This window comes from Kitasatospora sp. P5_F3, assembly GCF_054049135.1.
Map to the genome: position 1 here is coordinate 180,134 of NZ_JBFUMY010000011.1, position 24,774 is coordinate 204,907.

A 24,774-nucleotide genomic window follows, 5' to 3' on the forward strand; every position below is an offset into this window, starting at 1 on the left:
ACCGGGTCACCAGTACATGATCGTGGTCTCGCCGGAGCCGTAGTTGGAGTAGAGCCGGGCCCGCAACACGTAGCGGCGGCCCTTGAACAGCCTGACGGACAGTCGGCTGTTCTCGTCGGCACCGCTGTCGTCCTCACCGGTCAGGTACCGCAGCTCGTCGTCCTGGTGCTCGAAGAGCACCAGCAGTACGTCGCTCTGGCCGAAGGTGCCGAGTTCGTACTTGCGGGTCTCGGCCGGGGTGATCTCGAAGTCCGCCTGCTCGCCGGTGGCCAGCGTCAGCGGGACGGACCGGCCGGGTTCCAGCTTCACCGGGACGGCCGAGATCGGCGGGTACCAGTGCAGCGCCTGGTCCTTGTCGATCGCGGACAGCGACAGCGGGCCCTCGATCCCCTCCCGGCCGTACTTCTCGGGCTCCTTGATCAGGCCGGGCTCGAAGGGGTACTCCATGATCGAGTCCGGGTCCCAGGTGGAGCCGGTGACCTCCTGCTTGGAGAGCTTGCGCAGCACGTTGTGGAAGGTCTCCTCGCGGGTCCAGCTGTTCGGCGGCTGGCCGAGCGAGGAGTAGACCGCCTCCTCGTCCCAGACGATGCCCGCGTACGGGTTCTGGTGCTCGTGCGGCAGGCCCAGGGTGTGGCCGGTCTCGTGCCGGGCGGTGGCGCGGCCCCACGGGGTGGTGAGGTCCCAGCCGAAGTTCATGGTGGGCTCGCGGACGCCGATGGTCAGCACGTCCCGGCCGATGTACGACCAGGAGCCGTCGTCGGCGAAGGCGATCCGGATCTCGGCCTCGGAGGCGTCGTCCACCTCCTTGAAGTCCAGACCGATGCCCAGACCCTTCCAGTCGTGGAACGCGGCCCGGACCTCGTCCAGCTGCTCCGGGCCCTGGCCGCCGCCGGTCCGGTCGAGGAAGTGATAGTGCAGGACGGTGCCGTTGACCCACTTGGTACGGATCTGGAGTATCGCCCGCACCCGGTTCGGCCCGAGTCCCGGCCGGAGGTCGGGCTTGGTGGCGGGCTGGAGGGTGCAGTACTGCGGGGTGCCGCTCGCGGGCGCCTGGGTGTCCACCATGACGGGGCCTCCGATCTGCCAACCACCGGATGGTGACCGGAGGTTGGGCAAGGACATGGTGGCTGTCGGGCCGGTTGGGGGACTTCACCCATCGTCTCGCCGGGGCACCCCGGCCACAACTTGACGCCCACCGCAAGCCGGGTGCTCCGAACGGGTCGGGCGACGTGCACCAGCCCGAACCGCTGGTGGTAGCCCTCGGGCCGTCGAACACCCTGTCATCGTGGACGCAACCATCTGCCACCCAGTCGGCTCCCAGGCGCACCAGACCCGAGGGGCCGCCACTGACACGCCGCAGGAAAAGCCGGCTACCAAATCACGGAGACTGTCGGCCCGGTACCCCGACCGACTCTCCGATGCCGCTGCACATGGGACTGCACCCCTTGACCCCGGTCACCGCGTCGGCGCACCGTCGGGTAGTGGCGTCGCCCGCAGGAGGAACGTCGCGATGTCGTCGGCGCGTTGGGCGGACTGCTGGGCTCCGGCCACGAGATCGGTCGCCGCCGTTTCCAGGTCAGGGACCGCATGGTCGAGCTGCCGGGCGAGGGTGGCGATCGCCTCGTCGAGGTCCACCCCGGGCGACTCCACCAGACCGTCGGTGTACAGCAGCATCAGCGCGCCGATGTCGAACGCCACCTCGGTGATCGGGTAGACAGCGGTGGTGTCGACGCCCAGCGGCAGGCCGGGCGGGATGTCCAGGACCCTGGTGGTCGACCGGCCGGGCGGGCGCAGCAACGGCGGCGGGTGTCCGGCGTTGACCAGGAAGGCACGGTGCGCGGCAAGGTCCAGGTGCGCGTACAGGCACGTCGTGAAGAGATCCGGATCGAGGTCGCACAGCAGCCGGTTCGCCCGGATGAGGACCTGGTCGGGGGCGGCGCCCGCGGTGGCGTGGACGGCAGTGCGGACCTGGCCCATCAGGGCGGCGGCCGGGACGTTGTGGCCCTGGACGTCGCCGATCACGGCGGCTGCGGTGGTCGGGCCGAGCCGGATGAGGTCGTAGAAGTCCCCCCCGATGTCCATGCCCCGGGTTGCAGGCAGGTAGCGGGCGGCGACCCGAAGGCCGTCGATCGTCGGCAGGGCGTGGGGAAGCAGGACCTGCTGGAGACCGTGGGCGAGCCGGTTCTTCGTGTCGTACAGGTGCGCGCGATCCAGGGCCTGAGCGATCAGTCCGGCCAATGAGGTCAGGACGGTGCGCTCGTCGCCCGCGAAGCGGTGCGGCTCGTCGTAGGCGAGCAGGCAGCAGCCCACCGGGCGGCCGGAGGTAACCAGCGGCAGCACGGCCCACGCCTTCTTGCCGGTGACCTGCGGAACCTCCGGGAAGGCGCGGGCCAGCGCCTCGGGGTCGTCGAAGAACCCTGGCACCCCTGCGGTGAGGGCCCGCGTCATCGGGGCGGTGCGCTCGTCCAGGGGGATCTCGTGGAAGCGTGCCATCTCCTCTGCGCTGTACCCCCGGTAGCCGGTCACCTGCAGGCGGCCGTCCTCGGCGCTCATCATGGCGAGCCCCTGGGCGTCGAAGGCCGGCAGGATCTGTTCGGCCACCAGGGCGATCACGTCGTCGACCGTGACGGCCTCGGTGAGGGCCGCCGCCAGGTGCATGATCTGGTACAGCTGGCCGGCGCGGGACACCGGAGTCGGCCGGTGAGGGCCGGGGGCGGGGGAGGTCACGGGGCCGGCGCTGGCCGGGGTGATGCGCACGCTGATCCCGTTGCCGTCCGTGTAGAGCCGGAAATCCAGCCACTGGTCCGGTGGCCGCATCGCAGTGAACGCCACCGGCTGCCGGCTGATGACCGCCGCCCGGTACCGGTCCTCGTATTCGGGGTCGTCCAGCCAGGGCAGGGCCTGCCATGGGATCGCGCCCAGCAGCTGCTCCTGCTCGGCTCCGAGCAGGGCACATGCCGTCTCGGTGAGGAAGGTGATCCGCCCGTTGAGATCGAGTGAGCAGCTGCCGCCCGGGAGCCGTTCCGCGAACGCGGTCGCGGCTGCCTCGGGCAGCTTGGCGGCTGCCAGCCGACGGGGCAGGACGTGGGGCCGGAGGGGTGCCGTGATGGGCTGCTGGGCGGATTCGGCACCGGCCAGCAGCTCGGCGAACCGGTCGCAACCGGCAACGATCAGATCCCGGTCGGCTGCGGCGAGGTGCGACGGGTGGGAGCCGGGCCACAGCAACAGCAACGCGCCCCACTGCCGCCCCTCACTGCAGATGGGGGCGGCCGCCAACGCGAAGTGGTAGGGCATCGCGACGGCGATACGCGGGTACAGGCGGGCGAAGTCCTCCTGGCTGCCGGACCACACCACCCTGCGGTCCCGCAGGGCGTCACTGCTGGGGGCCGGAGCTGTGAGCGCAACCCTGGTCCACGGCGCGATGAACTCGGCGGGCAGGCCCTGGACGACTGCCAGGTGCAGCACGCCTTCATCGGCCCGCAGGAGATACACGCCGCCCGAGGACGCGCCGCACTGCTCCACCGTCGCGGTCAGCACTTCGTCCAGCCGCTCGTCCCACCCGGCCGCCTCACCGGCGGCCGGCACGAGGTTCTCCCGCACGCCGTATCGCTCTCCGCCGCTGGTTCGACGGCCCAAACCGCAGCGCGTTCCGGACAACGCCCATACCAGTGACGCTACGCCCGCTGCGGTCGCCGGGCACACGGACCACCCCGGTGCCCCGGGGTGGTCCGGAGCCAGGCAATCGCCGGTCAGGTCGCCCACCGCTGAGGTGGGGCCCTCCGGACCGGCCGCACCAGGGTGTGGAGCCGGGGGCCGAGCAGACCCGAGCTGAGCTTGCCGCGGCGCGCAGCTGCGAACGCTGGCTTCAGGCCTCGACGAGCCGCAGACCGAGCCTGCGGACCGCGCAGCCACCGCCGGGCCGTCAGGGCTTCCTGACTTCCCCTCACAACCCGCCCTGTCCCTTGTAGAGTTGAGGCAGAAGAGCCTGCGAGGTGGGGGAGCACGTGAAGGGTCCCGTCAAGCCGCGTCTGGTGTTCGTGCACGGGATCGGGGGGTCTCGCGACCCCCGGGCGGAGTGCGACGCCTGGCTGAGGGCACTGGCCGACGGAGCCCGGAGGGCGGGCCACTCGGGCGTGATATCCGCTCTGGTCAAGGACTGGGCGGCGGAGAGCCGCTTCGCGTACTACGGCGACCTCTTCGGCCGGGAGCAGTCCCAGGGGGGTGGCACGGCGGACCAGCTGGGGCCGGACGAGACGGAGATCGTCGTCGGGTTCCTGAACGAGATCATCGAAACGCAGCTGTCCCGGACCGAGCCTGGGCACGACGACCGTCTGACGGGCCTTCACGAGCAGCTGATGCGATTCCGCACCAGCGGCGAGCGGGAGCGTCAGGGTTCCGGTGAGCAGGTCCGTCGGCTGTCCTTCCTGTTCACCTCTGTGTTGAGCCTGCCGGGGCTGCGGCAGACCGCCCAGTGGGCGAGCGGGAAGCAGCTCCTCTCCCATGTCTCCCAGGCCGGCCGCTACTTGAGCCGGAATCCGGCGGGTGGTGCGAATCGTGGTCTCGACCAGGTGATCCGGGAGAGGGTGCTGTCGGCCCTCGAACCGGATCGGCCGACAGTGGTCGTCGCGCACTCGCTCGGCACCGTCGTGGCGCTCGAAGCCCTGCAGGAATTCGCGGGGCCCGTACCGCTGTTCGTCACCCTCGGCTCTCCGCTGGCAACCCCGGCTGTGGTGCTTCCGCGCTTGCGGCCCCAGCCACCTGCCACCCCGAGCGGGGTCGGGCGCTGGCTGGACTTCTGGGACCGCGACGACATCGTGGTGCCGAAGCGCCGGCTGGCGGACTGCGTCGGTGCCAATGCCGCCGGCGCCCGTCCGCAGAGCAGGCGGGTGGACTCGGACGGTCTCTGGGTGCACACCGCCACCAAGTACCTGCGACAGTCGGCCGTGGCGGGCCCGATCGTCGAGGAGATCGGCCTGCTCACGGGAGCCGCGTGAACGCGGCGACTCCCCCCGCCCGGCCGAGACACGCGCTGGTCATCGCCGGGCCGGGCCGGGAGATGCCGGTGCTGAGCGGGCTGGACCGGGCCGCCCGCAACCTCCATGCCACGCTGACCGCACCGGCCTGGGGAGCGTGCGAATCGTCGCTGGACCCTCGGTTCAACGAGCTGATGCTGTCCGGCCGGGCCACGCAGGCGGAGGTGGAGTCCGGGGTACGCGAGGCGGCTCGGGCCGCAGGCGCTGCGGGCGCTTGCCTGGTGCTGGCCTTCCTCGGGCACGGCTTCGTCTCCGCCGGCAACTCGACCCTCTACTTCATGGCTGCGAACACCGGGGAGGACGAGATCTCCAGCGGGGTGGATGTCGGGAGCCTCCTTGTCCAGGCGATCGAGCAGCACGGCGTGGATGGCTTGATCGGCCTGGTGGACACCTGCCACGCGGGAGCCGCGGCGCCCAACACCAAGGATCTGGTGGCAGGCATCCGCGAAGGCCAGAGCAGGCTGGGGCTCCTGATGGCGTCGGGGTGTCAGCAGGCGGCCTACGACCTGTCGTTCAGCACAGCCCTCACCCAGCTCATGCGCCGGGGACTGCCGAACGGTGAGGCCGTTCTCGATCTGGTCGCCCTCAAGAAGGGGTTGCGCCGCAAGGTCCGTGATCAGGACACCCGCTATATGAGCCTCGACGGTGACAACGCCGCCGAGGAGGAACTCTGGCTGGGTCACAACCCGAGGTGTGGCGGCTCCTCGCCGAGCCACGAGCTCGGAACGGTGGGGCGGCGGGAGCTCGAAGGCGCGTTGGTCGGCTGGCGCCTGCCGGCCCGGTGGCCCGGAGCGACCCGGCACGGGCTCCGCGAGCTTCGGGACGCGGCCGGGGCCGAGGCCCCGGACAACCCGGCAGCGCAGTACGTCTGGGAGGTGGCGGACGGCCTCCTCACCGTGCTGGAGACCGTCGAGTTGATCGACCTCTGGGTCGGCCGGCAGCTGACCACCCGGGCACTTCGGCGGGCCGCGCGAGTCCTCCGGACGCCCTCCGGACGACCGGGGCAGCTGCCCCCGTCCACGGGCCGGGCCCTGCTGCGGGACCTGCTGGAGCACGCCGTCCTGCTGGCGCCGTCGCTGGAGGAGAGCCCGACGGTTCCGCTGTGCCGACTGCTGATTGCGATCGGCGAGGAGACGGGCGCGGATCCCGACGCCAAGCCGGTCGCCGACTGGGCGGCCGCGCTGGAGATCGCCATCGACCTCAACGACGCCAGGGAGCAGGCCCGCGAGGCCCGCCGGGCGAAGCGGCTGCGGCTGGTGGTCAGCCTGCACTCCGCATTGACGCAGTGGCCCGAGACGGTGGACGTCTGGCTGCTGGACGACGTCGCCTCCCCGCCGCTGCACGAGGAGTTCCGCTGCCGGCCCGACCAGGGCGGTGCCGAACGCGCGGTGGCCGACGCCGTCCGCTGGGCCACCCCCCTCGCGCGTGAACGCGGCGTCCGTCTGCGGTCGGTGGACGTGGTGCTGCCCACCCATCTGCTGGCCACCTGGCAACCCGAGCGGGTCAAGGCCGGGCGGTACCTCCTCGGCGCGCGGCACGACGTGGTCGTCCGCTGGTCGGACCGCCTGCAGGTGCCGGGTCACCTTGCCGGGATCAACGACGAGGCCCGGCAGAAGCTGACGGACATGCAGAGCGGACTCCCGGCGGCCCCGGTCGACTGGCTGGGCAAGGACACCACCCAGCAACCAACGCTGTTGCAGGAGCAGTTGAGCTGCAACGCCTACTCCAGGGCGATCGGTCTCGACCATCGACCGGCCACCCTGGTCGAGCTGCTGGAGCTGCTGCTCTCGTACTCCCCGATCGTGCTCTGGCCGGTCTCGGAGAGTTTTCCCGAGCAGCACCGGGACCGCCTCGGCGCGCACTGGGAGAACCTCCCGGCCGGACTCCTCGCCGCCTACCGCCGACGCTGGGGGGCGCAGCTCGGGCTCGGTGCCGAAACCGACCCCGACCCCCTGGCCGATCTCCGGACCGTCTGGCACGACCTGCCCTTTCTCGACTTCTGCGAGWGGTTCGACCAGCAGAGCCTTTCCACCCACTGGAGTTACTGATGCCCTGGAACACCTTCTACGTCGGCGACGGTGTCCCGCGTGACGTCACGCTGGCCGAGCCGCCGCCGTGGCGCACCTTTCCGCGTCAGCCACTCGAACGGGAGTTCCGGCCGCCTGCGGAGCTCGTCGAGGCGGTGAACGCGGCCCTGTACCTCCGTCGGCCGCTGCTCGTCACCGGCCCGGCCGGGTGGGGCAAATCCACGCTGATCGAGCAGGTCGCCGCAGAGCTGAAACTGGGCCCGGTCCTGCGCTGGCACCTCACCTCGCGAAGCACCCTCGGCGACGCACTCTGCCGGTACGACGCGCTGGGGCGCATCCACGCCCAGCGRCTGCACCGCGCGGACACCGACGGCACGGAACAGGAGGACGACATCGCCCCGTTCCTGCAGCTCGGCCCGCTGGGGACCGCGCTGCTCCCGTCCGACCGTCCCCGCGCGCTCCTCATCGACGAGATCGACAAGAGCGATCTCGACCTTCCCGGCGACCTCCTGGAGGTCCTCGAGCGCGGTGAGTTCGAGGTGCCGGAACTCGTCCGCCATCCCCGCCCGACCGTGGCGGTCAGGGAGTGGGGCGGCGACCGGGCCCACACCGTGGTGCGGGGGCGGGTGCAGTGTTCCCAGTTCCCCTTCATCGTCATGACCAGCAACGGCGAGCGGGACTTCCCCCCGCCCTTCCTGCGGCGGTGCATCCGCTACTCCATGCCTCGGCCGAACGACGAGACCCTCCGCGAGATCGTCGGTGCCCACCTGCGCTTCGACGTCCCCGACAGCGGCCCGGTCGACGAGCTGATCCGTTCCTTCGTCAGCCGGATCGACTGCGGTGAGGTCCTCGCCATCGACCAACTGCTCAACGCTGTCATGCTGTTGACCGATCCGGACGGTCCGGTAGAGAAGCAGCGCGACCGGCTCATGGCTCTCCTGACCCGCGATCTCTCCAGTGGCTGACCACTTGGGCCGGGTCGTCTCCGCGCTGCGGGGGCTCACCGGGGAGATCGACGCCGTCACGATCGCCGAGGCGCTGTGGCTCGCCTCGCACGGACCGGAGCGAGCCGGGTCCGCAGAGTCCGCGCCCGCTGACCGGACCTCGGCCCACACCGCCCCGCGCCGACCTTCGGCCCCAGCCGACCGGCCCGTCCGTCCGGACCACGACGAACCGTCGGCCACCCTGTACGCAGGCCCACCCGGCCCGCTGCCGGCCCGACCGGTCTCGGTTCCCCGGGCCCAGGCGCTGCCGCGCACCGTCGACATCGCGCGGGCCCTGCGCCCGTTCAAGCGCCCGTGGTCGGCGGGGACGGCCCGGAGCCTGGACATCGACGCGACGGTGGACGGTTACGCCCACAGTGGGGAGCTCCTGCCGGTCTTCCGTCCGACCCCGGAACGCTGGTTCGAGGTGGTCCTGGTCGTGGACCGGTCGCGATCGATGGCCGTCTGGCAGGACACCACCGCCGAACTGAGCACGACGCTCGGCGGCGTGGGCGCGTTCCGGCAGGTCCGCAACCTCTCCCTGTCGTTCGACGGCGCGAGCGTCGAACTCCGTGGCCCACGAGGGCAGTTGGCCGACCTGAGCCGGTCTCCCGCGAACAGCGCCAGACGACTCGTCCTGGTGGTGTCCGACTTCGCCGCTCCGGCTTGGCGCGAGACCGCGGCCTGGCAGCTCCTCAGTCGCTGGGCAAAGGCTGGTCCGCTTGCCCTGGTCGACCCACTACCGGCGAAGCTCTGGCGCCGCACCGGGCTCGACCTCCCCGCCGTCCGGGTCACGACGGCGGTGCCCGGCGTACGGAACAGCGCGTTGGCTTTCACGGTCCCGCTGCTGCTCAGAATGCATACGGTCAACGTGCCGAGCTGGCTGCCGATGCCGGTCCTGGCTCCGACACCACATGCCATCGGGCAGTGGGCGCAGGGCCTGATGCGCGGTCACCCCGGCGGCTTCGAGGCGGTGCTGGTGCCGGCTCAGGGACGGATACCCGCCGCCGACCGCCGCCCGGGGCCGAGCGTTCGTCCGGCCGATCCGGTGGCCGCCTTCCTGCACACCGCCTCACCGGACGCGGTACGCCTCGCGGTCCTCTGTGCCGCGTTCGGTCACGTCAGCCTTCCGCTGCTCCACCTCGTCAGGCACGTCATGGTGCCGACGGCCACCGTCGGCGACGTCGCCGAGCTTGTCGTCAGCGGGCTGGTCGACACCTCGGAGAGCGCCGGAGGACCGCCGGTCTTCTCCCTCCGGGACGACGCTCGTGCACGGCTCCGAAGCCGCCTCACCAGGAGCGAGCTCCGGCAGACCCACGAGGTGATCAGCCGTTACATCGCGACGCATGCGGGCGGCATGGGCGGCATGGGCACCTTTCCGGCCACCTGGTCCGACCCGGCCGATGTCGCCGCACTGCCGGACGACCTGCAACCCTTCGCGCTGGCGTCCGCGGAGACCCTCCGACTTCTGCGGGCCACAGCCCGGCCCGTCCGCTCATCGGCCGGCACCGCTGCTGCACGACCGGCAGAGAGCGGGACGGCAGCTGGGGCGGACAGAGCCCCGGAGCTCGGCGCATCCGCCCGGCCCACCTCGGCCGACCGCGCGGAGGGAACGCCGTACTGCATGACGGTCTGGACGGAAACCGAACATGCTTCCGTGGTCGCGCTCATCGACGAGGAACTCCGGGCCTTGCTGCAGGCCGACGGGTACAGACTGCATCCCCCGGCCGACCGGCCACTCGGCACTCGCCACCGTCTCGGCACCCGGGCCCTCCTCGACGAGGACGCCGGTCCGCTGCTGAGTGGGCCCGGTGTCTATACCCGTCGCCGCCTCCGGACGCCCGTGGCAAGCAGCACTCATCAGCTCACCATAACGGTCGCCACCCCGGACGGTCACGGGAGCTGGGTCCGCATCGAGGCCGATCACCTTCCGGCAAGAGGTGTCCCGAGAGTTGGCCCAGCGCCGATCCCCGGTCTGGTCCGGAGCCTGCTGCCACAGCTTGCGGCATTCGACGGACCGTCACCCGTTCGTGTACAACCTCGCATCGTCACACCCGGGCAAGTCGACCGGCTCATCGAGGAACTCTGCGACCACCGGCGCCACCTGCCGACGGTGGTCGCGACCGTACCGGCCGAAATCCCGGTCGAGGACTGGCTGGTAACTGTCGTCGAACCGCTGATGCGGCACCTGCCGGGCCTCGCGACGCTGTATCTCCTGGACTCCGAAGCGACCCCACTGTTCAACCTGGCCCTGGAGCACCACAAGGTGTACGGCGGCGCCGCCCGTACCTACCTCCCCGGCGTGCATCCGGGTTCCCGCTCGGACGGCGCGCGCCACCCGGTGTTGCCACGCCACCGAATCGAGGAGGATCTGCGCAGGGCCGCGGCCCTGATCGCTCGCGAGCCGCGCAGGCTCGCGGCCTTCCGACCGCTGCCCGGCGCTCTCGCCGCAGTACCGGTGCTGACTCTTGCACCGGAGAGCAGGTTGTCCCTGGTGGCTCCTGGCTCCGCGCGGCTGACCGATACCCCCACGGCGGGGAGGGGAAGTGCACCGGCCGGCTTCGCCGAGCTGATCGGCCGGCTCGACGAGTTCCCACTGCTGCAGTTCACCGGCGAGGAGAAGGAGACACTCGCTCTCGACGGCGTCCGGACCAACGACAGCTGGGTGATGGACACTTGGACGGGTCTGCAGGCCCTCCAGGAGTACGCGGCAGCAGCCGTCTGCGGTGAGGCGGGTGGTGACTTCAAGCACTGGTGTGAGAACACCCCGCCCGGCTGTCACCGGTTCCCGCCCCGGAAGGCCGTCCGGGGGGAATCCCGCACAGTGACCGGCCATGCCAAGTGGAGACGACAGCGGATGCTCCCGGTGCCGGAACACGTGGACGTCTCCCGGCGAGCGTTCATGGGAGCGCACCTGCGCATCGGCGGCGGGACCGCAGGCCCACGGGTCTATTACCTCGACGACTGCTCCGGCAGCGGCCGGATCTACATCGGCTACATCGGCCTGCACCTCACAAATACCCGCACCGACTGAGCAGGCCCGATCTCCTGACATCGACCACTGTCCCGGCCATCCGGGAGTCACCAGTCAAAGTGGGCGACCATGGAGGTACACGCACAATGCCGTCGCGGCCGATCGGAGGGAAGTGAGCCAGATGGCAGCCATCTCCACCATGGTTCCGCTCGGGACCCCCGCGCCCGATTTCTCGCTGCCCACGATCGACGGCCGGGTCGTGGCACGGGACGACTTCGCCGCCGCACCGGCCCTGCTCGTGGCCTTCCTGTGCAACCACTGCCCTTATGTCAGGCATGTCGAGCACGCCTTCGGCCGGCTGGTCGGCGAGTTCCCGGACCTGGCAGTCGTCGGGATCTGCAGCAACAGCCCGGCCGTCGCGCCCACCGACGACGCCGACGGGTTGCGTGCCCAGGTGGCGCGGACGCGCTGGACCTTTCCCTATCTCGTCGACATCGACCAGTCCGTCGGCCGGGAGTACCACGCCGCCTGCACACCGGACTTCTTCCTCTACGGCGCCCGCAGGGAGCTCGCCTACCGAGGCGCGATGGACGAGTCCACACCCGGCAACCGGGAACCGGTCACCGGCGAGCTGCTGCGTCAGGCCATCGGTCTGGTGCTGGCCGGCAAGCCCGTCCCCGAACCCCACCGGGCGAGCATGGGCTGCTCCATCAAATGGGCCTGACCAGCGGGCGTACGTCAAGGTGAACCACGGTGGGACAGCCGGTCCGGTGGCTGAGCCGCGCTCGGCGGTGGGAACCTGGTACCTGGACCGCCCGCACTCGGCGGCCCTCACCCCGTCGTTGCTGGGGAGCACGCGATGCCGACGAGCGCCGAGCCGTTCGGCGGCGCGCGCCGCCTCGGCATGGACGGGGCCCCGCATCGGTGCGGGAGAGAGCGCCGTACGCCAGATCCACCGCCTGGACCCAGGGCCAGTCACTGCCTGACCTGCTGGACCTTGTGCCGGCCGCCCGAGCTCGGTACAACGCGACGGCATCACGCCGGAACTCGTCCGAGTACTTCGACGGACGTCCCACCTGGTCTTCCCTTCTTGGACCTAAAGCTCACAGCGCCGTCTCCTCCTTCCCCACTGACGGCATCAACACGCGAACCAGGCGAATCACCAGGCAATTACACGGCCGAGACAGGTTCCGCCGACTCAGTCACCACAACCTCCCCCAGTGATCACCACCAGTACTACCGCCAACTACGGGCCAGAGCCTGCAATTTGACATTCCCGATCCCGGGGAGCCGCTCTGTCGCCCGGCCTGAGGGGTGCCCGCTGCGACTGTCAGTAGCCGGTGCCGCGCTTGATCTGGGCCCGTTCGACGTCGTGGGTCGCCCCCTTGTGGTCCAAGGTGGCACACGCATCGGCGATGTCCTGGGTGAGGCGGTCGATCTGGTCGCGACTCAGGGTCTCCTTGACCAGGGCCCGCAGGATCTTCACCCGCTCCGCGTTGGGCGGGAGCGTGTACGCCGGCACCATCCAGCCGCGCTCGGCCGAGAGCTGCCAGGCGATGTCGGACTCGTCGTAGGCATGCTTGCCGGCGAGGCGGAAAGCGACCAGCGGCAGCTGCTCGAGATCGCTGCCGATCACTTCGAAGCGGCCGCTGTTACGCAGGTTGTCCGCCAACGCGTGGGCGTTCGTTTGCATCGTCTCCATGACGTAGGTGTAGCCCTGGCGGCCCAGCCGCACGAAGTTGTAGTACTGCGCCAGCACCATCGACGCGCCGGTCGAGAAGTTCAGCGTGAACGTCGCATCGGTCTTGCCCAGGTAGTTCTCGTAGAACACGAGGTCCTTGGCCAGGTCCGACTCCTCGCGAAAGACCAACCAACCGATGCCGGGGTAGACCAGACCGTACTTGTGTCCCGAGACGTTGATCGATCGGACCTGCTCGAGCCGGAAGTCCCATTTCGAGTCCGGGTAGAGGAAGGGCCACACGAAGCCGCCGCTGGCGCCGTCGACGTGGATCGGGATGTCCAGGTCCCGCTTCTTGCGGATCTCCCGCAGCAGCTTGTCGATCCCGACGACGTCGTCCTTGTGGCCGGTGAACGTGGTGCCGACGACGGCGACGACGCCGATCGTGTTCTCGTCGAGGTGGGGCTCCACGTCCTCCGGGCCGATCGTGTACTTGCCCTCGGCAAGCGGCACGATCCGCGGCTCGACGTCGAAGTAGCGGCAGAACTTCTCCCACACGACATGAACGTCACCGCCGAAAACCAGGTTGGGCCGGTCGACCGACAGGTTGGCCGCCTTGCGCCGCTCCCGCCACTTCCACTTCAGCGACAGCGCGCCGAGCATGATCGCCTCGGACGAACCTTGGGTCCGGCACCCGGCGGTCTTGCCCGGCGCGTGGAAGAGATCGGCGAGCATCCGCACACAGCGCTGCTCGATCTCGGCGGAGATGGGGTACTCGGCGTGATCGATGAAGTTCCGGTGGAGGTTCTCGGCGATGATCCGCTGCGCCTCCGGCTCCATCCACGTGGTGACGAACGTGGCGAGGTTGCGCTGCGGGTCGCCCTCCATGGCGAGGTCCTCATCCACCAGTCGCATAGCGTCCGTCGCGGTCATGCCCTCCTCGGGAAAGGTCTCCGAGGGAGCGGGAACGGTCAGGAAACGGTTACCGAACAGGGCCCCGACGTCACTCTTGCTCATGTCGACGACTCAACCAGTTCCGGCCCGGGCGCCATGCTCAGGACTCGTGAACCGGGTTCGAAAAACACCCGAGCGGCCTATCTTCCCGAGCGATCGACTCAGGTCGCCGATCCCGCAGCGGCACGAAGAGACGTACCGAACCGCTGGCGGCGGCCTCCGCAACTGTCGAACACCCTGTCTCCACGCCCCGACTGCACTGCGCAGCATCCAGGAACTCCGTTCCACGGTGCCTATCGACCTGGGTCGATCTTGACAAGTACTACGGGCATCGCATGCCCAACTACACGGCCCAGTAGGCCCGATGGGCGGCGATCAGGTCGCGGTACCAGGCGTAGGAGGCCTTCCGGATACGGCGCTGAGTGCCGAAGTCGACGTGGACGAGGCCAAAGCGCTGACTGAACCCCTCAGCCCGTCGAACACCCTGTCATCGTATGCACGGCCTCGGCTGGCAGCCCGCACACCAGCACGCCCGGGCCGTGCTGGCACAGGGCTGGCTTCCCGTAGTCCGGTGACGGGGCTTCTGGACCCGGTGGCCAACGGAAGGAGCCATCGGTCACCGGGCCGGTGCAGGCCAGCGAGGACGTAGGTGGCAGCTCTTCCCGGAGGGGCGGGTCTCAGGAGTGGCGAGTCGGGTGGAGGCCAAGCCAGCCAGGCGTCGGCTCCCCGGTCACCTCGCCCAGGTAGAGCACAAGGGTCTGGCGCCAGCGCTCCACCTCGGCGCGGTCCTCCATGAAAGCCGCGAACTCCTGCAGGTGAGCGTTGTCGTACTCCCAGATCGGCTCGCCGGCCGGGACGGCGTCGGTGCGCACTCCCCAGCCGTTGAAGCCAGCACTCTGACGCTCGGGCGAGAGCATCCAGTTGAGATAGAGCTTGGCCGCGGCCGGGTGCGGCGCGTGCCGGAAGATGGCCGCGCGCTGACCCCAAGCCAGGAAGGGGTGATCGCCGGTGGGCATTGCCCAGGTGCTGCCCTGCCCGCCAGTGGCCGCCCCACCGACACCCACCTGCTCACGGCCGGAGTCGGCCGTCTCGCCCGGCGTGTTCGTGCCGCGATGGAACGTGATCTGCTGGGCCGCCAGCGCTTCGAGCCAGCCCCAGCCATAGGTGTCGACGTACTTCTTGAACAGGAACAGCGAGGCGTCGTCGTCCCCGGGATGTGAGGAGGCGATCTGCCCCTTCCACTTCGGATCGACGAGGTTCTCGGGTGTCGCTGGGCCGCCACCGGGGCCGTACATGTAGCTGAAGGCGAAGACGTTGACCGCCACCCAGAACCCGTCCGGGTCCTTGAACATCTCGTGGACCTTGCCGAACCCCGCGGGCTTGTACTCCATCAGCACGCCCAGCCGCTTCCACTTTGGGAAGTCGAACGTCGTCTGCAGCTGGGTCACGTCCGGGATCGGGGTGCCGGTTGCCAGCTGCCGGTCGATGCGGACGTCGTGGTACTTGGCTGTAGTCCACAATCATGTGCAGGGTGATGTCGGGGAAGGCGCCGTTGAACGCGGCCAGGGTGCCGTCCCGCTGGTCGGGGTTGTCACCGCCCGCATGGACGGTCAGTACCCCGCCCTCGGCGCGTGCCTCGGTGTACAACTCGTCGAGGGACTCGCACTCCTCCGCTCCGTTCGGGCGCGGTGGGTTCGCGTGCGCTGCCGAGCGAGCCAATGCGGTCCCTCAGCGGCAGCATGGTGGCCCGGCGCGCTGGGCGCACGCCGAGGAGAGACGGCCCCGAAGCGGCGCGGCCTCGCTCCGACATACGGGCGCTTGCCGTGTCCCGGCCCGGCGGCCGACCTGGCCGGCAGCCGACCTGCCCTGCAGCACAGGCCCTGCGGACCCACCGGGCATGGGGACACGGCATGATCGGTGGATCGATGCCCGGAACGGTGGAGGAGCGTGGGGCTGTGGGAGAGCAAGCGGGGATCTCGTCGGCCAAGGAGGCCGCGAACAACGAGCTCGTGCTGGCCTTCGGCCGGTTGCAGGGCGCGGCGAACCGGCTCGGCTACATCCTGGGCCGGGCGCTGGAGGAGGAGTGCGGGATCACGCACCTGACGTTCGAGGTGCTGCTGATCCTGGGACGGGCGGGAGAGCCGGGGCTGTCCATGCGGGCCATCGGCCAGGAGCAGGTGCTCACCACGGGCGGAGTGACCCGGCTGGTTGACCGGATGGAGGCGGCCGGGCTGGTGGATCGGGCCGAGGACCCGGGTGACCGGCGCGGGCGGCTGGTACGGCTCACCCGACTGGGCGAGGAGACCGCCGCGCGCGCCGCCCGGGTGCATGTCGAGAACATCCGGCGCTACTTCCTGGAACCCCTGCCCGAGGCGGACCGGGAGCGGTTCGCGGAGGACCTGCGCATCCTGAGCCACGCGGCGCGCGACACGCTGCCGCGTCTGCCGTGAGCTGCGACCCGGCGACGGGTCTGATGTACTGACCGCGAATACCGAGACGTGGCCCAGGTCACACGGGCATGGAAATATCTGACTAGTCAGTTACTGTTTCGTCAGGTAAGTCGCTCGCACTGGGCGTCGCTGCACCTTTCGTTCTCTCGCGATTCCGTACTCGAAGGAGCACCCGTGAGCACCTTGGACTTCACCGTTCTCGACCTGGACTTCCCCGTCGGGAGCAAGAACAAGACCGCCACCCTGGTCACCGGCGAGCGCGAGGCGCTGCTGGTGGACGCCGGCTTCACCCGGGCCGACGGCCACCGCCTGGCGGCCGCCGTGCTGGACTCCGGTAAGGAGCTGACCACCGTCTTCGTCAGCCACGCCGACCCGGACTTCTACTTCGGCGCGGAGGTCCTCGCCGACGCCTTCCCGAACGCGCGGTTCGTCGCCACCCCGATCGTCATCGAGCACATCCAGCATTCCTACGCAGGCAAGCTCAAGGCCTGGGAGGCCCTGGGCCCGAACCTGCCCACCCGCCTGGTCGAACTGACCCCGCTGACCGGGGATCTCACCCTGGAAGGCCACCGCTTCCAGCTCAAGGGCGGCCCGGCCGAACTGCCCGACCGCCACTACCTGTGGCAGGCCGAGCAGCGCGCGCTCCTCGGCGGCGTGCTGCTGTTCCAGCGCGAGCACGTCTGGGTCGCCGACACCGCCACCCCCCAGCAGCGCGCCGCCTGGATCGCCCTGCTGGACGAGATGGCCGCCCTCGACCCTCAGCTTGTCGCCCCCGGCCACCGCCTGCCCGGCACGGCGGCCGACGCCACCGCCATCGCCGGCACCCGCGAGTACCTCACCACCTTCGAGAAGGAGCTCGCGAACGCCGCCGACGGCGCCGCACTGACCGACGCGCTCGTCAAGCGCTACCCCGACCACGGCATGCTGATCGCCGCCCAGATCGGCGCCAAGGTCGCCAAGGGTGAGATGAAGTGGGGCTGACCATGACGCACGAGAGCACCGACTTCGCCACCTCCACCGCCCCGGCCGACGTGGTCCGACGCCAGTACCTCGCGTCGGCTGCGGGTGACCTGGAAGCCCTGCGGGCCACCCTCGCCCCCGACGTGGAGTGGACCGAGATGGCTGGCTTCCCCCTCGCCGGCACCTACCGCACCCCCGAGGGCGTGACCGCAGGCGTTATGGAGCGCCTCGGCAAGGAATGGGACGACTGGACCGCTCACGACGACACCTACGTCGTCGACGGCGAGAACGTAGTCGTCCTGGCTCGCTACACCGCCGTCAACAAGGCCACTGGCAAGTCCGTCGACGTCCGCGTCACCCACGCCTTCGTCGTCCGCGGCGGCCGCATCGTGCGCTTCGAGCAGTTCGTCGACACCGCCAAGGTCCGCGAAGCGATGAGCTGAACAGCCAAGGCGGCGACGGGCGCCGCACGAACCGACCTGCGCTGGTTTGGCGTTCCCGTCGTGCGTCGATGACGGGAACGCCACCGTGAGCGAGGTAACGGCGTACCACGGCGCCCCTCACGCGGCGCGCCAAGCGGACGTCAGAGCCCTGGCCGAGTCGATGCCGTGCCGATCGTGCGGCGGTATGCGGTAGCGGGTTTGCACTGGCCTGCGGCAGTGGAGGCGGTCGAATGGACCGGAAGGCGGATCCTCCCGGAGCTTTGGAACGGGCTTGAGGCAGAGATCATCAACGCCGGCGGTTGCGCCCAGCCGTTCGGCGACGCGCGCCGCTTCGGCGTAGTAACTGTCGCACCCGGCGGCAGTCAGCGGGGTGGAGGCGAACGTCTGATAGCCGGTCAGAAAGCAGTGCACCTCGGCCGTGTGCACCCAGGTGAGCAGCTCCGGATCGTCGGCGCGGTAAAGACGGCCGTCCGGGGCGATGCCGTGGATCCGCCGGTGGATCTTCCGGACACTCGCTATCGCCCGCTCGGCCGCCTCCGTCGAGCCACCCGCCAGACCACGCTGGCCGGACCGAACAGGCCGGAGTCCCCGGCCGGCGGTCGTAGCGCGCTCCAAGTGCAGATCCCGCCCGTGCACGGTGGCGTTGATCTCGGCCAGCAGCCGCGCGCACAGCGCGGCGAGCGGCGCGCACCGCCCGGTCACACCGGTTCCCGGCCCAACCATGCCCATACCTCATCGCCCCCGGGCACCACAGTACGGACGGGCCCCGCAGCGGTGCGGGAGGAGCGCAGCTGTTCGTCCGAGTTCAGGAGTTGCCCGGCGAGAGCCTCCCGCTCCTCCGGGTCAGGCAACTCGTGGTGATCGTTTGGTGCGGCCGAAATCTCCGTCTACCGTCTTGCCACGACAGAGAACCAGAAGCGGACCCAGTCACGGGGCCAGCGATGTTGACCTACGTCGTCTCGTCCCCGGACACGGCCCGACCTACCTTCCATGCCGCGCCCGGTGAGCTGCGATCAGGTCGCGGTACCAGGCGTAGGACGCCTTCGGAGTACGGCGCTGAGTCTCGAAGTCGACGTGGACCAGGCCGAATCTCTGATGGAACCCCTCCGCCCACTCGAAGTTGTCCAGCAGCGACCAGGTGTAGTAACCACGTACGTCGACCCCCTCCGCGACCGCCGCCTCGACCGCGCGCAGGTGGCCGGCCAGGTAGGCGATCCGCTCCTGGTCGTCCAGCTCCTCGCCGTACGAGCAGCCGTTCTCGGTGATGGTGATGGGCGGCAGCGCCGCGCCGTAGCGGGCCTGCAACCCGGTGAGCAGCTCGCGCAGGCCGTCGGGGACGACCGGCCAGCCGAATGCGGTGCGGGGGACGCCCTCGATCGGGGCTTCGGTGAACGGGAGGCCGGGGTCGGTGGGGGCGGCGATGCGGGTGGGGTTGTAGTAGTTGACGCCGAGTCCGTCGAGTCCGGGGCCGGCGATGAGCTTGAGGTCGCCGTCGCGCACCGCGCCGCCGAGGTCCTCGCCGACACCGAACGCCGACAGGTCCGGGTAGCGCCCGAGCAGCAGCGGGTCGGTGAACAGGCGGTTGTGCAGGGCGTCGTAGGCGTCGGCGGCCGCCACATCGGCGGGGTCGTCGGTGGCCGGGCGGACCGGGGTAAGGTTGTTGGCGATCAGCACCTCCTTGCCGTGCTCGCGCAGCACTGCAGCCGCCAGCCCGTGGCCCAGCAGTTGGTGGTGGGCGGCCGGCAGGGCGTCGAGCATCAGCGCGTGGCCGGGGGCGTGGATGCCCAGGGCGTAGCCGTAGACCATGTGCACGAAAGGCTCGTTGAGCGTGATCCAGGCGGGCACGCGGTCGCCGAGCCGGCCCACGACCGCCGCCGTGTACTCGGCGAACCGGTACGCGGTGTCGCGGTCGAGCCAGCCGCCCGTCTCCTCCAGCGCCTGCGGGAGGTCCCAGTGGAACAGGGTCGGCAGCGGGGTGATCCCGGCCTCCAGCAGCGCGTCCACCAGCCGGTCGTAGAACGCGAGCCCCTCCTGGTTGACCGGTCCTGCGCCGGTCGGCTGGATGCGCGGCCAGGCGATCGAGAACCGGTAGCCGTCCAGACCGAGGCCGCGCATCAGGGCGACGTCCTCCGGATAGCGGTGGTAGTGGTCGCAGGCGACCGCCCCGGTGTGCCCGTCCCGGACGGCGCCGGGGCGGGCGGCGAAGACGTCCCAGACGGACGGGCCGCGTCCGCCCTCCTCGACGGCGCCCTCGATCTGGTACGCGGCGGTCGAGACTCCCCAGCGGAAGCTCGCGGGAAGGTCGAGTCGGTTCGGCACAGCCTGACTCCTTGCTCACACCAGCACGGAACATGAGGACAGCTCATGTTAGTCGGCCGCCACCGAAACACCAGACACAGCAGCGCAGTTCCCATCGGGAACTTCTCCGGAGCTAGCAGATCAGCCGACCGGCCAACGGTGGGACTGACACATGTCCACGAAGCCAGGCGGGGGAGTGTCAGCTTCTTTGTGTGTGGTCGCTGACCGTTGCTGTTTTCATTGTGCTGCTGTGACGCGCTCGCCGTAGAACGTGGCGAGGCTGTTGATCGCTTCCTTCCAGTCCCGGGTGCGGCCGGTGACGTTGGGCCGTCCGGGCTGGGGGTTGCGGATCATCAAGTACATGACCTTCAGGGCCGCTTGCTCGTCCGGGAAGTGCCCTCGCCGTCTGGTGGCCTGGCGGAAGCGGGAGTTGAGGGACTCGATCATGTTGGTGGTGTAGACGACCCTGCGATCCTCGGGCGGGAAGCGCAGGAACGTCACGAAGTGCTCCCAGCCCCTCGTCCACACCCCGACCATCGCCGGATACCGGGCGCCCCACTCGGTCTCGAACTCGCGGAACCGACTCTCGGCAGCCTCCTGTGTCGGGGCGGTGTAGACCTCCCGGAGCTCCTTGGCGATGGCACCCCAGTGCTTCTTCGAGGCGTATTTCAGGCTGGCGCGGACCATGTGGACCGCGCACAACTGGACGTCGGCCTGCGGCCAGATGTCGTTGACCGATTCCGGCAGGCCCTTCAGCCCGTCGCAGCACGCCACCAGGACGTCCTGGACGCCGCGGTTTCGCAGTTCGGTGAGCCAGGTCATCCAGGTCTTCGCGCCCTCACCGCCGGTGCCGACCCACATGCCCAGCACGTCCCGCTCGCCCTCCAGGTTGATGCCCACCGCGACGTAGACCGGCCGGTTGGCGACCGCCGTGTCCCGGATCTTCACCACGATCGCGTCGATCAGCACCACGGCGTAGACGCGATCCAGCGGGCGGGTCTGCCAGGCGGCGAGCTCCCCGGCGACCTTGTCGGTGACCCGGGAGATCAGATCCCGGGACACCTCCACGTCGTAGATCTCCGCGAGGTGCGCCTGGATCTCGCCGGTGGTCAGGCCCTTGGCATAGAGCGAGACCACGGCCTCGTCGAAGCCCTCCACCCGGCGGGAGTACTTGGGCACGATTCTCGGCTCGAAGCTTCCGGCCCGGTCGCGGGGAACCGCCAGGTCCACCGGGCCGACCTCGGTCAGCACCCGCTTGGGGCTGGTTCCGTTGCGCATGTTGCCCGAACCCGCGCCGGCCGGATCGCCCTTCTCATAGCCCAGGTGGTCGGTCATCTCGGCCTCCAGAGCGGCCTGCAGCACCTGCCGGGTCACCCCGGCCAGCAGCCCGCCCTCACCCACCAGGGACACACCTTCAGCCTGGGCCCGCTCCAGCAGTTCACGGCCCAACCGGACATCCAGGCCCTCTACCGGAGCCGGCTCCATGTTCCCCGGGCCCCGCGGGCCCGTCTGCTCTGCCTTCGGCATCGCTGATCCTCTCCGGCCAGGACACCCTTCGTCCCAGCCTTGCCGGATCACCGACCACACACAAACTTTCGTACAGTCCCACCACCTGGAGTGTGCCAGTGGATCGAGAACGTGCGGCTTTACGACGGCGCCCGCGCCCTGATCCTCTCCGGCCGGTGGAAAGAGGCCCACTCACACCTGCTCAAGGGCGACGGAATCGCCCGGCGCCTCTACGGCGGACGCCAGGTCGTCGTGATCGCGCTATCCACCAGCGGCGACACCGAAGGCGCCCTGCGGCTGCAGCGCCGCACCCCGCACGAGCAGCCCTGGGAGTACGCGGTCGCCGGAGCCCTCACCGTGCTGTGCCAGCTGATCGACGGCACACCGGCACCGGGAGAGGCAGCTGTGATGCTCGACCGGTACCGCCAACTGGCGCGCTCCGCCGAGCTGCTGGTGTTCGACACCCGGCTCGGCCTCGCCATTACTGACCTCGCCGCCGCCATCGGCGAGGAGGACCTGGCGGCGGACGCCGCCCGGACCGTCGCCGAACGAACTCTCCCAGAGCCCGGATGGCTACACCGCCCGCGAAGTCCTCGCCCACCCCACCGTGTGCGAGCGCCTCGCCACCGGGGACCGGTTCCGGCTCGCCGCAGTGGTCGAGACGGCCGGTCTCGGCCGCCCCGACCTGAGCAGTGAGGACCGAGGCCGGATCGCCACCGCTCTCATCCGCAGCCGACAGGTCATCACCCGCCATCTGCCCCGCACCACGTAATCCCCCCCGGCGCCGAGCTGCTGGTCGAAGGCACCTGCGGCCACGGCGGGCTCACCAGTGCCATGGTGGGTTCGGTGAGCCGACAGTGCGTGCAGCAAGCGCTCTGCAGTTCGTCGTGGTCGGCCCCACCGGCGGCTGACCACGCGGTGACGGACTGCCGGACGGGTCGGCGGTGCCCGCTCAGCAGATCCGGGGCAGCTGTTCCCCGATCGGCAGGTCGACCACCCGCGTGCCGCCGAGCCCGGTGCGGGCCACCACCATGCCGGGGTGCGCCTCCACCGCCTCGCCGATCACCACGGCGTCCCTGCCCAGGGGGTGCGAGCGCATCGCCTGCAGCACCGCGTCGGCGCTCGCGCGCGGAACGAACGCGACCAGCTTGCCCTCGTTGGCGACGTACATGGGGTCCAGTCCCAGTACCGCGCAGGCATTGGCCACCGCCGGCGGGACCGGGACGCGGCGCTCCTGGATGACCACGCCCACACCCGCCGCCGCCGCGATCTCGTTGAGGGCCGCGGCCAGACCTCCCCGGGTGGGATCGCGTAGTACGTGCAGGTCCGGCGCAACGGCGAGCATGGCCTCGACGAGGCTGCCCAGGGCCGCGCAGTCGCTCTCCAGCTCCGCCCCGAACTCCAGGCCCTCGCGCACACTCATGATCGCCATGCCGTGGACGCCGATCGCACCGCTGACGATCACCACGTCGCCGGGGACGACCCGCTGCGGGCGCAGGTCGACACCTGCCGGGATGAGGCCGATGCCCGCCGTGTTGAGGTAGATACCGTCGCCGTGTCCGGCTTCGACGACCTTGGTGTCGCCGGTTGCGACCTCGACGCCTGCGGCCCGCGCGGCCGCGCCGAGGGCCTCGGCGACGCGGGCGACCACCGACATCTCGACGCCCTCCTCCAGGATGAACCCGCAGGAGAGGTAGGCGGCCCGCGCCCCGCTCATGGCGAGGTCGTTGACGGTGCCGTTGACGGCGAGATCACCGATGCTCCCGCCGGGGAAGAACAGCGGCCGCACCACGAAGGAGTCGGTGGAGAACGCAAGACGCGCGCCGCCCAGCGAGACCACTGCGGAATCGCCCAGCTGCGATAGCACCTCTCCGCCGAACGCGGGCGCGAACACGTGGTTGACCAGTTCGGCGGACATCGCGCCGCCACCGCCGTGGCCCATCACCACCCTGGGCTGGTCACGCAGCGGGGCCGGGCACGTCCAGGCCATCAGGTCCGGGACCGGACGGGCCGTTGCTTCGGTGGTCTCAGGCAACTGGGCTCGCCTCCGGGCGGGAAGGAATGATGTCGAGCCGCCGGTAGAGGTGGTAGGCGGCACACGCTCCCTCGCTGGAGACCATGGTGGCGCCCAGCGGGTTACGGGGGGTGCAGGTGGTGCCGAAGGCTTCGCACTCGTGTGGTTTCAGCAGTCCCTGGAGGACCTCGCCGCTGCGGCAGGCGGCGGGCTCCACGGTCTCGATTCCGGACACCGAGAAGCGCTGCTCAGCGTCGAACTCGCGGTATCGGTCGGATAGTTGCCATCCACTGTCGGGGATGACGCCGATGCCGCGCCAAGCCCGGTCGGTGACCTCGAAGACGTCTTCGAGCATGGCCAGGGCGGCGGGATTGCCTTCGGTCCGCACCGCGCGCGGGTAGGCGTTCTCCACGGTGTGCTCACCGCGTTCCAACTGCCGGACGGCCCGCCGGACGCCCTCCAGGATGTCCAGCGGCTCGAAACCGGTGACCACGATGGGCACTTGGAACCGCTCGGCCAGAGCCGGGTACTCCCCCACACCCATCACGCTGCACACGTGTCCGGCCGCGAGGAACGCCTGAACCCGGCAGTTCGGCGAGCGCATGATGGCCTCGATCGCCGGGGGCACCCGCACATGCGACACCAGGAGACTGAAGTTGGGGATGCCGAGCCTTCGTGCCTGGTACACCGTCATTGCGTTCGGCGGGGCGGTGGTCTCGAAGCCGATGCCGAAGAACACCACCTGCCGCTGCGGGTTCTGCTGGGCGATCCGCAGGGCGTCGAGCGGCGAGTAGACCACCCGGACGTCACCGCCCTCGCTCCGCACCCGGAAGAGGTCTCGGCCGGTGCCGGGGACGCGGAGCATGTCACCGAAGGAGCAGAAGATCACTTCGGGACGGGAGGCGATCTCCAGCGCCTTGTCGATCACCTCCAGCGGGGTGACGCAGACCGGACAGCCCGGTCCGTGAATCAACTCCAGCTGATTGGGGAGGAGTTGATCGATGCCGTGCCGGATGATGGTGTGGGTCTGCCCGCCGCAGACCTCCATCAGCGCCCACGGCCTGGTCACGGTGGCGTGGATGTCGTCAAGCAGGCGACGGGCCAGCTCGGGGTCCTGGAACTCGTCGAGGTACTTCACTGCTGGGCCTCCTGTGCTGTTCCACCGCTGCCGGCCTGCGGGAATCCGCCCGCCTGTTCCCACGGGTCGCCGAACTCCTCCCGCAGCAGGCCGAGGCTCGCGAAGAGTGCGAGGGTCTGCCTGGCCGACTCCTCGTCCAGTCGCTGCAGGGCGAATCCCACGTGGACGATGGCGTATTCGCCGACCTGAAGGTCAGGGAGGTACTCCAGGCACACCTCCTTGACCACACCACCGAAGTCGACGGTGGCCATCCGGGTACCGTCGCGCTCCTCGATGTCCAGGACTCTGCCGGGCACCGCCAGGCACATGGCGCTCC

19 protein-coding genes and 1 pseudogene are annotated in these 24,774 nt (G+C 70.1%); 9 read left to right on the forward strand and 11 right to left on the reverse strand.

Going from position 1 to position 24,774, the window contains the following annotated elements; all coding sequences use genetic code 11:
- Nucleotides 1-6: 6 nt before the first annotated feature.
- Both ACXJMZ_RS10175 and ACXJMZ_RS10180 read right to left on the reverse strand, forming a co-directional pair.
- Entirely contained in the window at nucleotides 7-1,065 is a 1,059-nt protein-coding gene (locus tag ACXJMZ_RS10175) for a M12 family metallopeptidase (protein ID WP_457029665.1), read from the reverse strand.
- Between the two features lie 390 nt (nucleotides 1,066-1,455).
- Nucleotides 1,456-3,600 carry a SpoIIE family protein phosphatase gene (locus tag ACXJMZ_RS10180; protein WP_457029666.1) on the reverse strand — a complete coding sequence of 715 codons (2,145 nt, stop codon included), beginning with the start codon at nucleotides 3,598-3,600 and terminating at the stop codon, nucleotides 1,456-1,458.
- Between the two features lie 404 nt (nucleotides 3,601-4,004).
- Between ACXJMZ_RS10180 and ACXJMZ_RS10185 the strand changes: the two genes are divergently transcribed.
- From ACXJMZ_RS10185 to ACXJMZ_RS10205, 5 genes are all read left to right on the forward strand, one after another.
- Nucleotides 4,005-4,994 (forward strand): hypothetical protein, encoded by a 990-nt coding sequence (locus ACXJMZ_RS10185; RefSeq protein WP_457029667.1) that lies wholly within the window; start codon nucleotides 4,005-4,007, stop codon nucleotides 4,992-4,994.
- Entirely contained in the window at nucleotides 4,991-7,081 is a 2,091-nt protein-coding gene (locus tag ACXJMZ_RS10190; RefSeq protein WP_457029668.1) for a vWA-MoxR associated conflict system protein, read from the forward strand. Before ACXJMZ_RS10185 ends, ACXJMZ_RS10190 begins: the two co-directional genes overlap by 4 nt.
- Nucleotides 7,081-8,025: an AAA family ATPase gene (locus ACXJMZ_RS10195; protein ID WP_457029669.1), complete on the forward strand. Its 945-nt coding sequence runs from the start codon at nucleotides 7,081-7,083 to the stop codon at nucleotides 8,023-8,025. Before ACXJMZ_RS10190 ends, ACXJMZ_RS10195 begins: the two co-directional genes overlap by 1 nt.
- Nucleotides 8,018-11,077 (forward strand): SAV_2336 N-terminal domain-related protein, encoded by a 3,060-nt coding sequence (locus ACXJMZ_RS10200; RefSeq protein ID WP_457029670.1) that lies wholly within the window; start codon nucleotides 8,018-8,020, stop codon nucleotides 11,075-11,077. The genes ACXJMZ_RS10195 and ACXJMZ_RS10200 overlap by 8 nt, the downstream gene beginning before the upstream one ends.
- A gap of 121 nt (nucleotides 11,078-11,198) precedes the next feature.
- Nucleotides 11,199-11,741 carry a thioredoxin family protein gene (locus tag ACXJMZ_RS10205; protein ID WP_457029671.1) on the forward strand — a complete coding sequence of 181 codons (543 nt, stop codon included), beginning with the start codon at nucleotides 11,199-11,201 and terminating at the stop codon, nucleotides 11,739-11,741.
- Between the two features lie 606 nt (nucleotides 11,742-12,347).
- On the opposite strand, the gene ACXJMZ_RS10210 is transcribed toward ACXJMZ_RS10205, so the two are convergent.
- From ACXJMZ_RS10210 to ACXJMZ_RS10220, 3 genes and pseudogenes are all read right to left on the reverse strand, one after another.
- Nucleotides 12,348-13,712 carry a glutamate decarboxylase gene (locus ACXJMZ_RS10210; protein ID WP_457029672.1) on the reverse strand — a complete coding sequence of 455 codons (1,365 nt, stop codon included), beginning with the start codon at nucleotides 13,710-13,712 and terminating at the stop codon, nucleotides 12,348-12,350.
- A 280-nt stretch (nucleotides 13,713-13,992) separates the two neighbouring features.
- Nucleotides 13,993-14,121: pseudogene (locus ACXJMZ_RS10215) on the reverse strand (family 1 glycosylhydrolase); the annotation flags it as partial.
- A 205-nt stretch (nucleotides 14,122-14,326) separates the two neighbouring features.
- Nucleotides 14,327-15,097 carry an ABC transporter substrate-binding protein gene (locus ACXJMZ_RS10220; protein ID WP_457029673.1) on the reverse strand — a complete coding sequence of 257 codons (771 nt, stop codon included), beginning with the start codon at nucleotides 15,095-15,097 and terminating at the stop codon, nucleotides 14,327-14,329.
- A 507-nt stretch (nucleotides 15,098-15,604) separates the two neighbouring features.
- On the opposite strand from ACXJMZ_RS10220, the gene ACXJMZ_RS10225 reads away from it, so the two are divergent.
- The 3 genes from ACXJMZ_RS10225 to ACXJMZ_RS10235 all read left to right on the forward strand — a co-directional run bounded on the left by ACXJMZ_RS10225 (nucleotide 15,605) and on the right by ACXJMZ_RS10235 (nucleotide 17,502).
- The gene (locus ACXJMZ_RS10225) at nucleotides 15,605-16,099 is read left to right on the forward strand and encodes a MarR family winged helix-turn-helix transcriptional regulator (RefSeq protein WP_457029674.1); all 495 of its coding nucleotides are present in this window, start codon (nucleotides 15,605-15,607) and stop codon (nucleotides 16,097-16,099) included.
- 174 nt (nucleotides 16,100-16,273) lie between these two features.
- The gene (locus ACXJMZ_RS10230; RefSeq protein WP_457029675.1) at nucleotides 16,274-17,080 is read left to right on the forward strand and encodes an MBL fold metallo-hydrolase; all 807 of its coding nucleotides are present in this window, start codon (nucleotides 16,274-16,276) and stop codon (nucleotides 17,078-17,080) included.
- Nucleotides 17,071-17,502 carry a nuclear transport factor 2 family protein gene (locus tag ACXJMZ_RS10235; protein ID WP_457029676.1) on the forward strand — a complete coding sequence of 144 codons (432 nt, stop codon included), beginning with the start codon at nucleotides 17,071-17,073 and terminating at the stop codon, nucleotides 17,500-17,502. The genes ACXJMZ_RS10230 and ACXJMZ_RS10235 overlap by 10 nt, the downstream gene beginning before the upstream one ends.
- A gap of 117 nt (nucleotides 17,503-17,619) precedes the next feature.
- Here the strand turns inward: ACXJMZ_RS10235 and ACXJMZ_RS10240 are convergent, their stop codons facing one another.
- The 3 genes from ACXJMZ_RS10240 to ACXJMZ_RS10250 form a co-directional block, all read right to left on the reverse strand.
- Complete coding sequence (locus ACXJMZ_RS10240; protein WP_457029677.1) at nucleotides 17,620-18,231, reverse strand: oxygenase MpaB family protein; 612 nt, start codon at nucleotides 18,229-18,231, stop codon at nucleotides 17,620-17,622.
- Between the two features lie 252 nt (nucleotides 18,232-18,483).
- On the reverse strand, nucleotides 18,484-19,821 hold the full coding sequence (locus ACXJMZ_RS10245) for a GH1 family beta-glucosidase (protein WP_457029678.1): 1,338 nt from the start codon (nucleotides 19,819-19,821) through the stop codon (nucleotides 18,484-18,486).
- 216 nt (nucleotides 19,822-20,037) lie between these two features.
- A complete protein-coding gene (locus ACXJMZ_RS10250; RefSeq protein ID WP_457029704.1) occupies nucleotides 20,038-21,285 on the reverse strand; it encodes an IS256 family transposase in 1,248 nt (415 codons plus the stop codon).
- A gap of 153 nt (nucleotides 21,286-21,438) precedes the next feature.
- Between ACXJMZ_RS10250 and ACXJMZ_RS10255 the strand changes: the two genes are divergently transcribed.
- Nucleotides 21,439-22,002: a hypothetical protein gene (locus tag ACXJMZ_RS10255; RefSeq protein ID WP_457029679.1), complete on the forward strand. Its 564-nt coding sequence runs from the start codon at nucleotides 21,439-21,441 to the stop codon at nucleotides 22,000-22,002.
- A gap of 256 nt (nucleotides 22,003-22,258) precedes the next feature.
- Here ACXJMZ_RS10255 and hypE read toward each other — a convergent pair whose 3' ends face one another.
- The 3 genes from hypE to ACXJMZ_RS10270 are packed head-to-tail and all read right to left on the reverse strand — an operon-like array spanning nucleotide 22,259 to nucleotide 24,766.
- Nucleotides 22,259-23,296 carry a hydrogenase expression/formation protein HypE gene (gene hypE, locus ACXJMZ_RS10260; RefSeq protein ID WP_457029705.1) on the reverse strand — a complete coding sequence of 346 codons (1,038 nt, stop codon included), beginning with the start codon at nucleotides 23,294-23,296 and terminating at the stop codon, nucleotides 22,259-22,261.
- Between the two features lie 37 nt (nucleotides 23,297-23,333).
- Nucleotides 23,334-24,458 carry a hydrogenase formation protein HypD gene (gene hypD / locus ACXJMZ_RS10265; RefSeq protein ID WP_457029680.1) on the reverse strand — a complete coding sequence of 375 codons (1,125 nt, stop codon included), beginning with the start codon at nucleotides 24,456-24,458 and terminating at the stop codon, nucleotides 23,334-23,336.
- Nucleotides 24,455-24,766 carry a HypC/HybG/HupF family hydrogenase formation chaperone gene (locus tag ACXJMZ_RS10270; RefSeq protein WP_457029681.1) on the reverse strand — a complete coding sequence of 104 codons (312 nt, stop codon included), beginning with the start codon at nucleotides 24,764-24,766 and terminating at the stop codon, nucleotides 24,455-24,457. Before ACXJMZ_RS10270 ends, hypD begins: the two co-directional genes overlap by 4 nt.
- Nucleotides 24,767-24,774 lie beyond the last annotated feature (8 nt).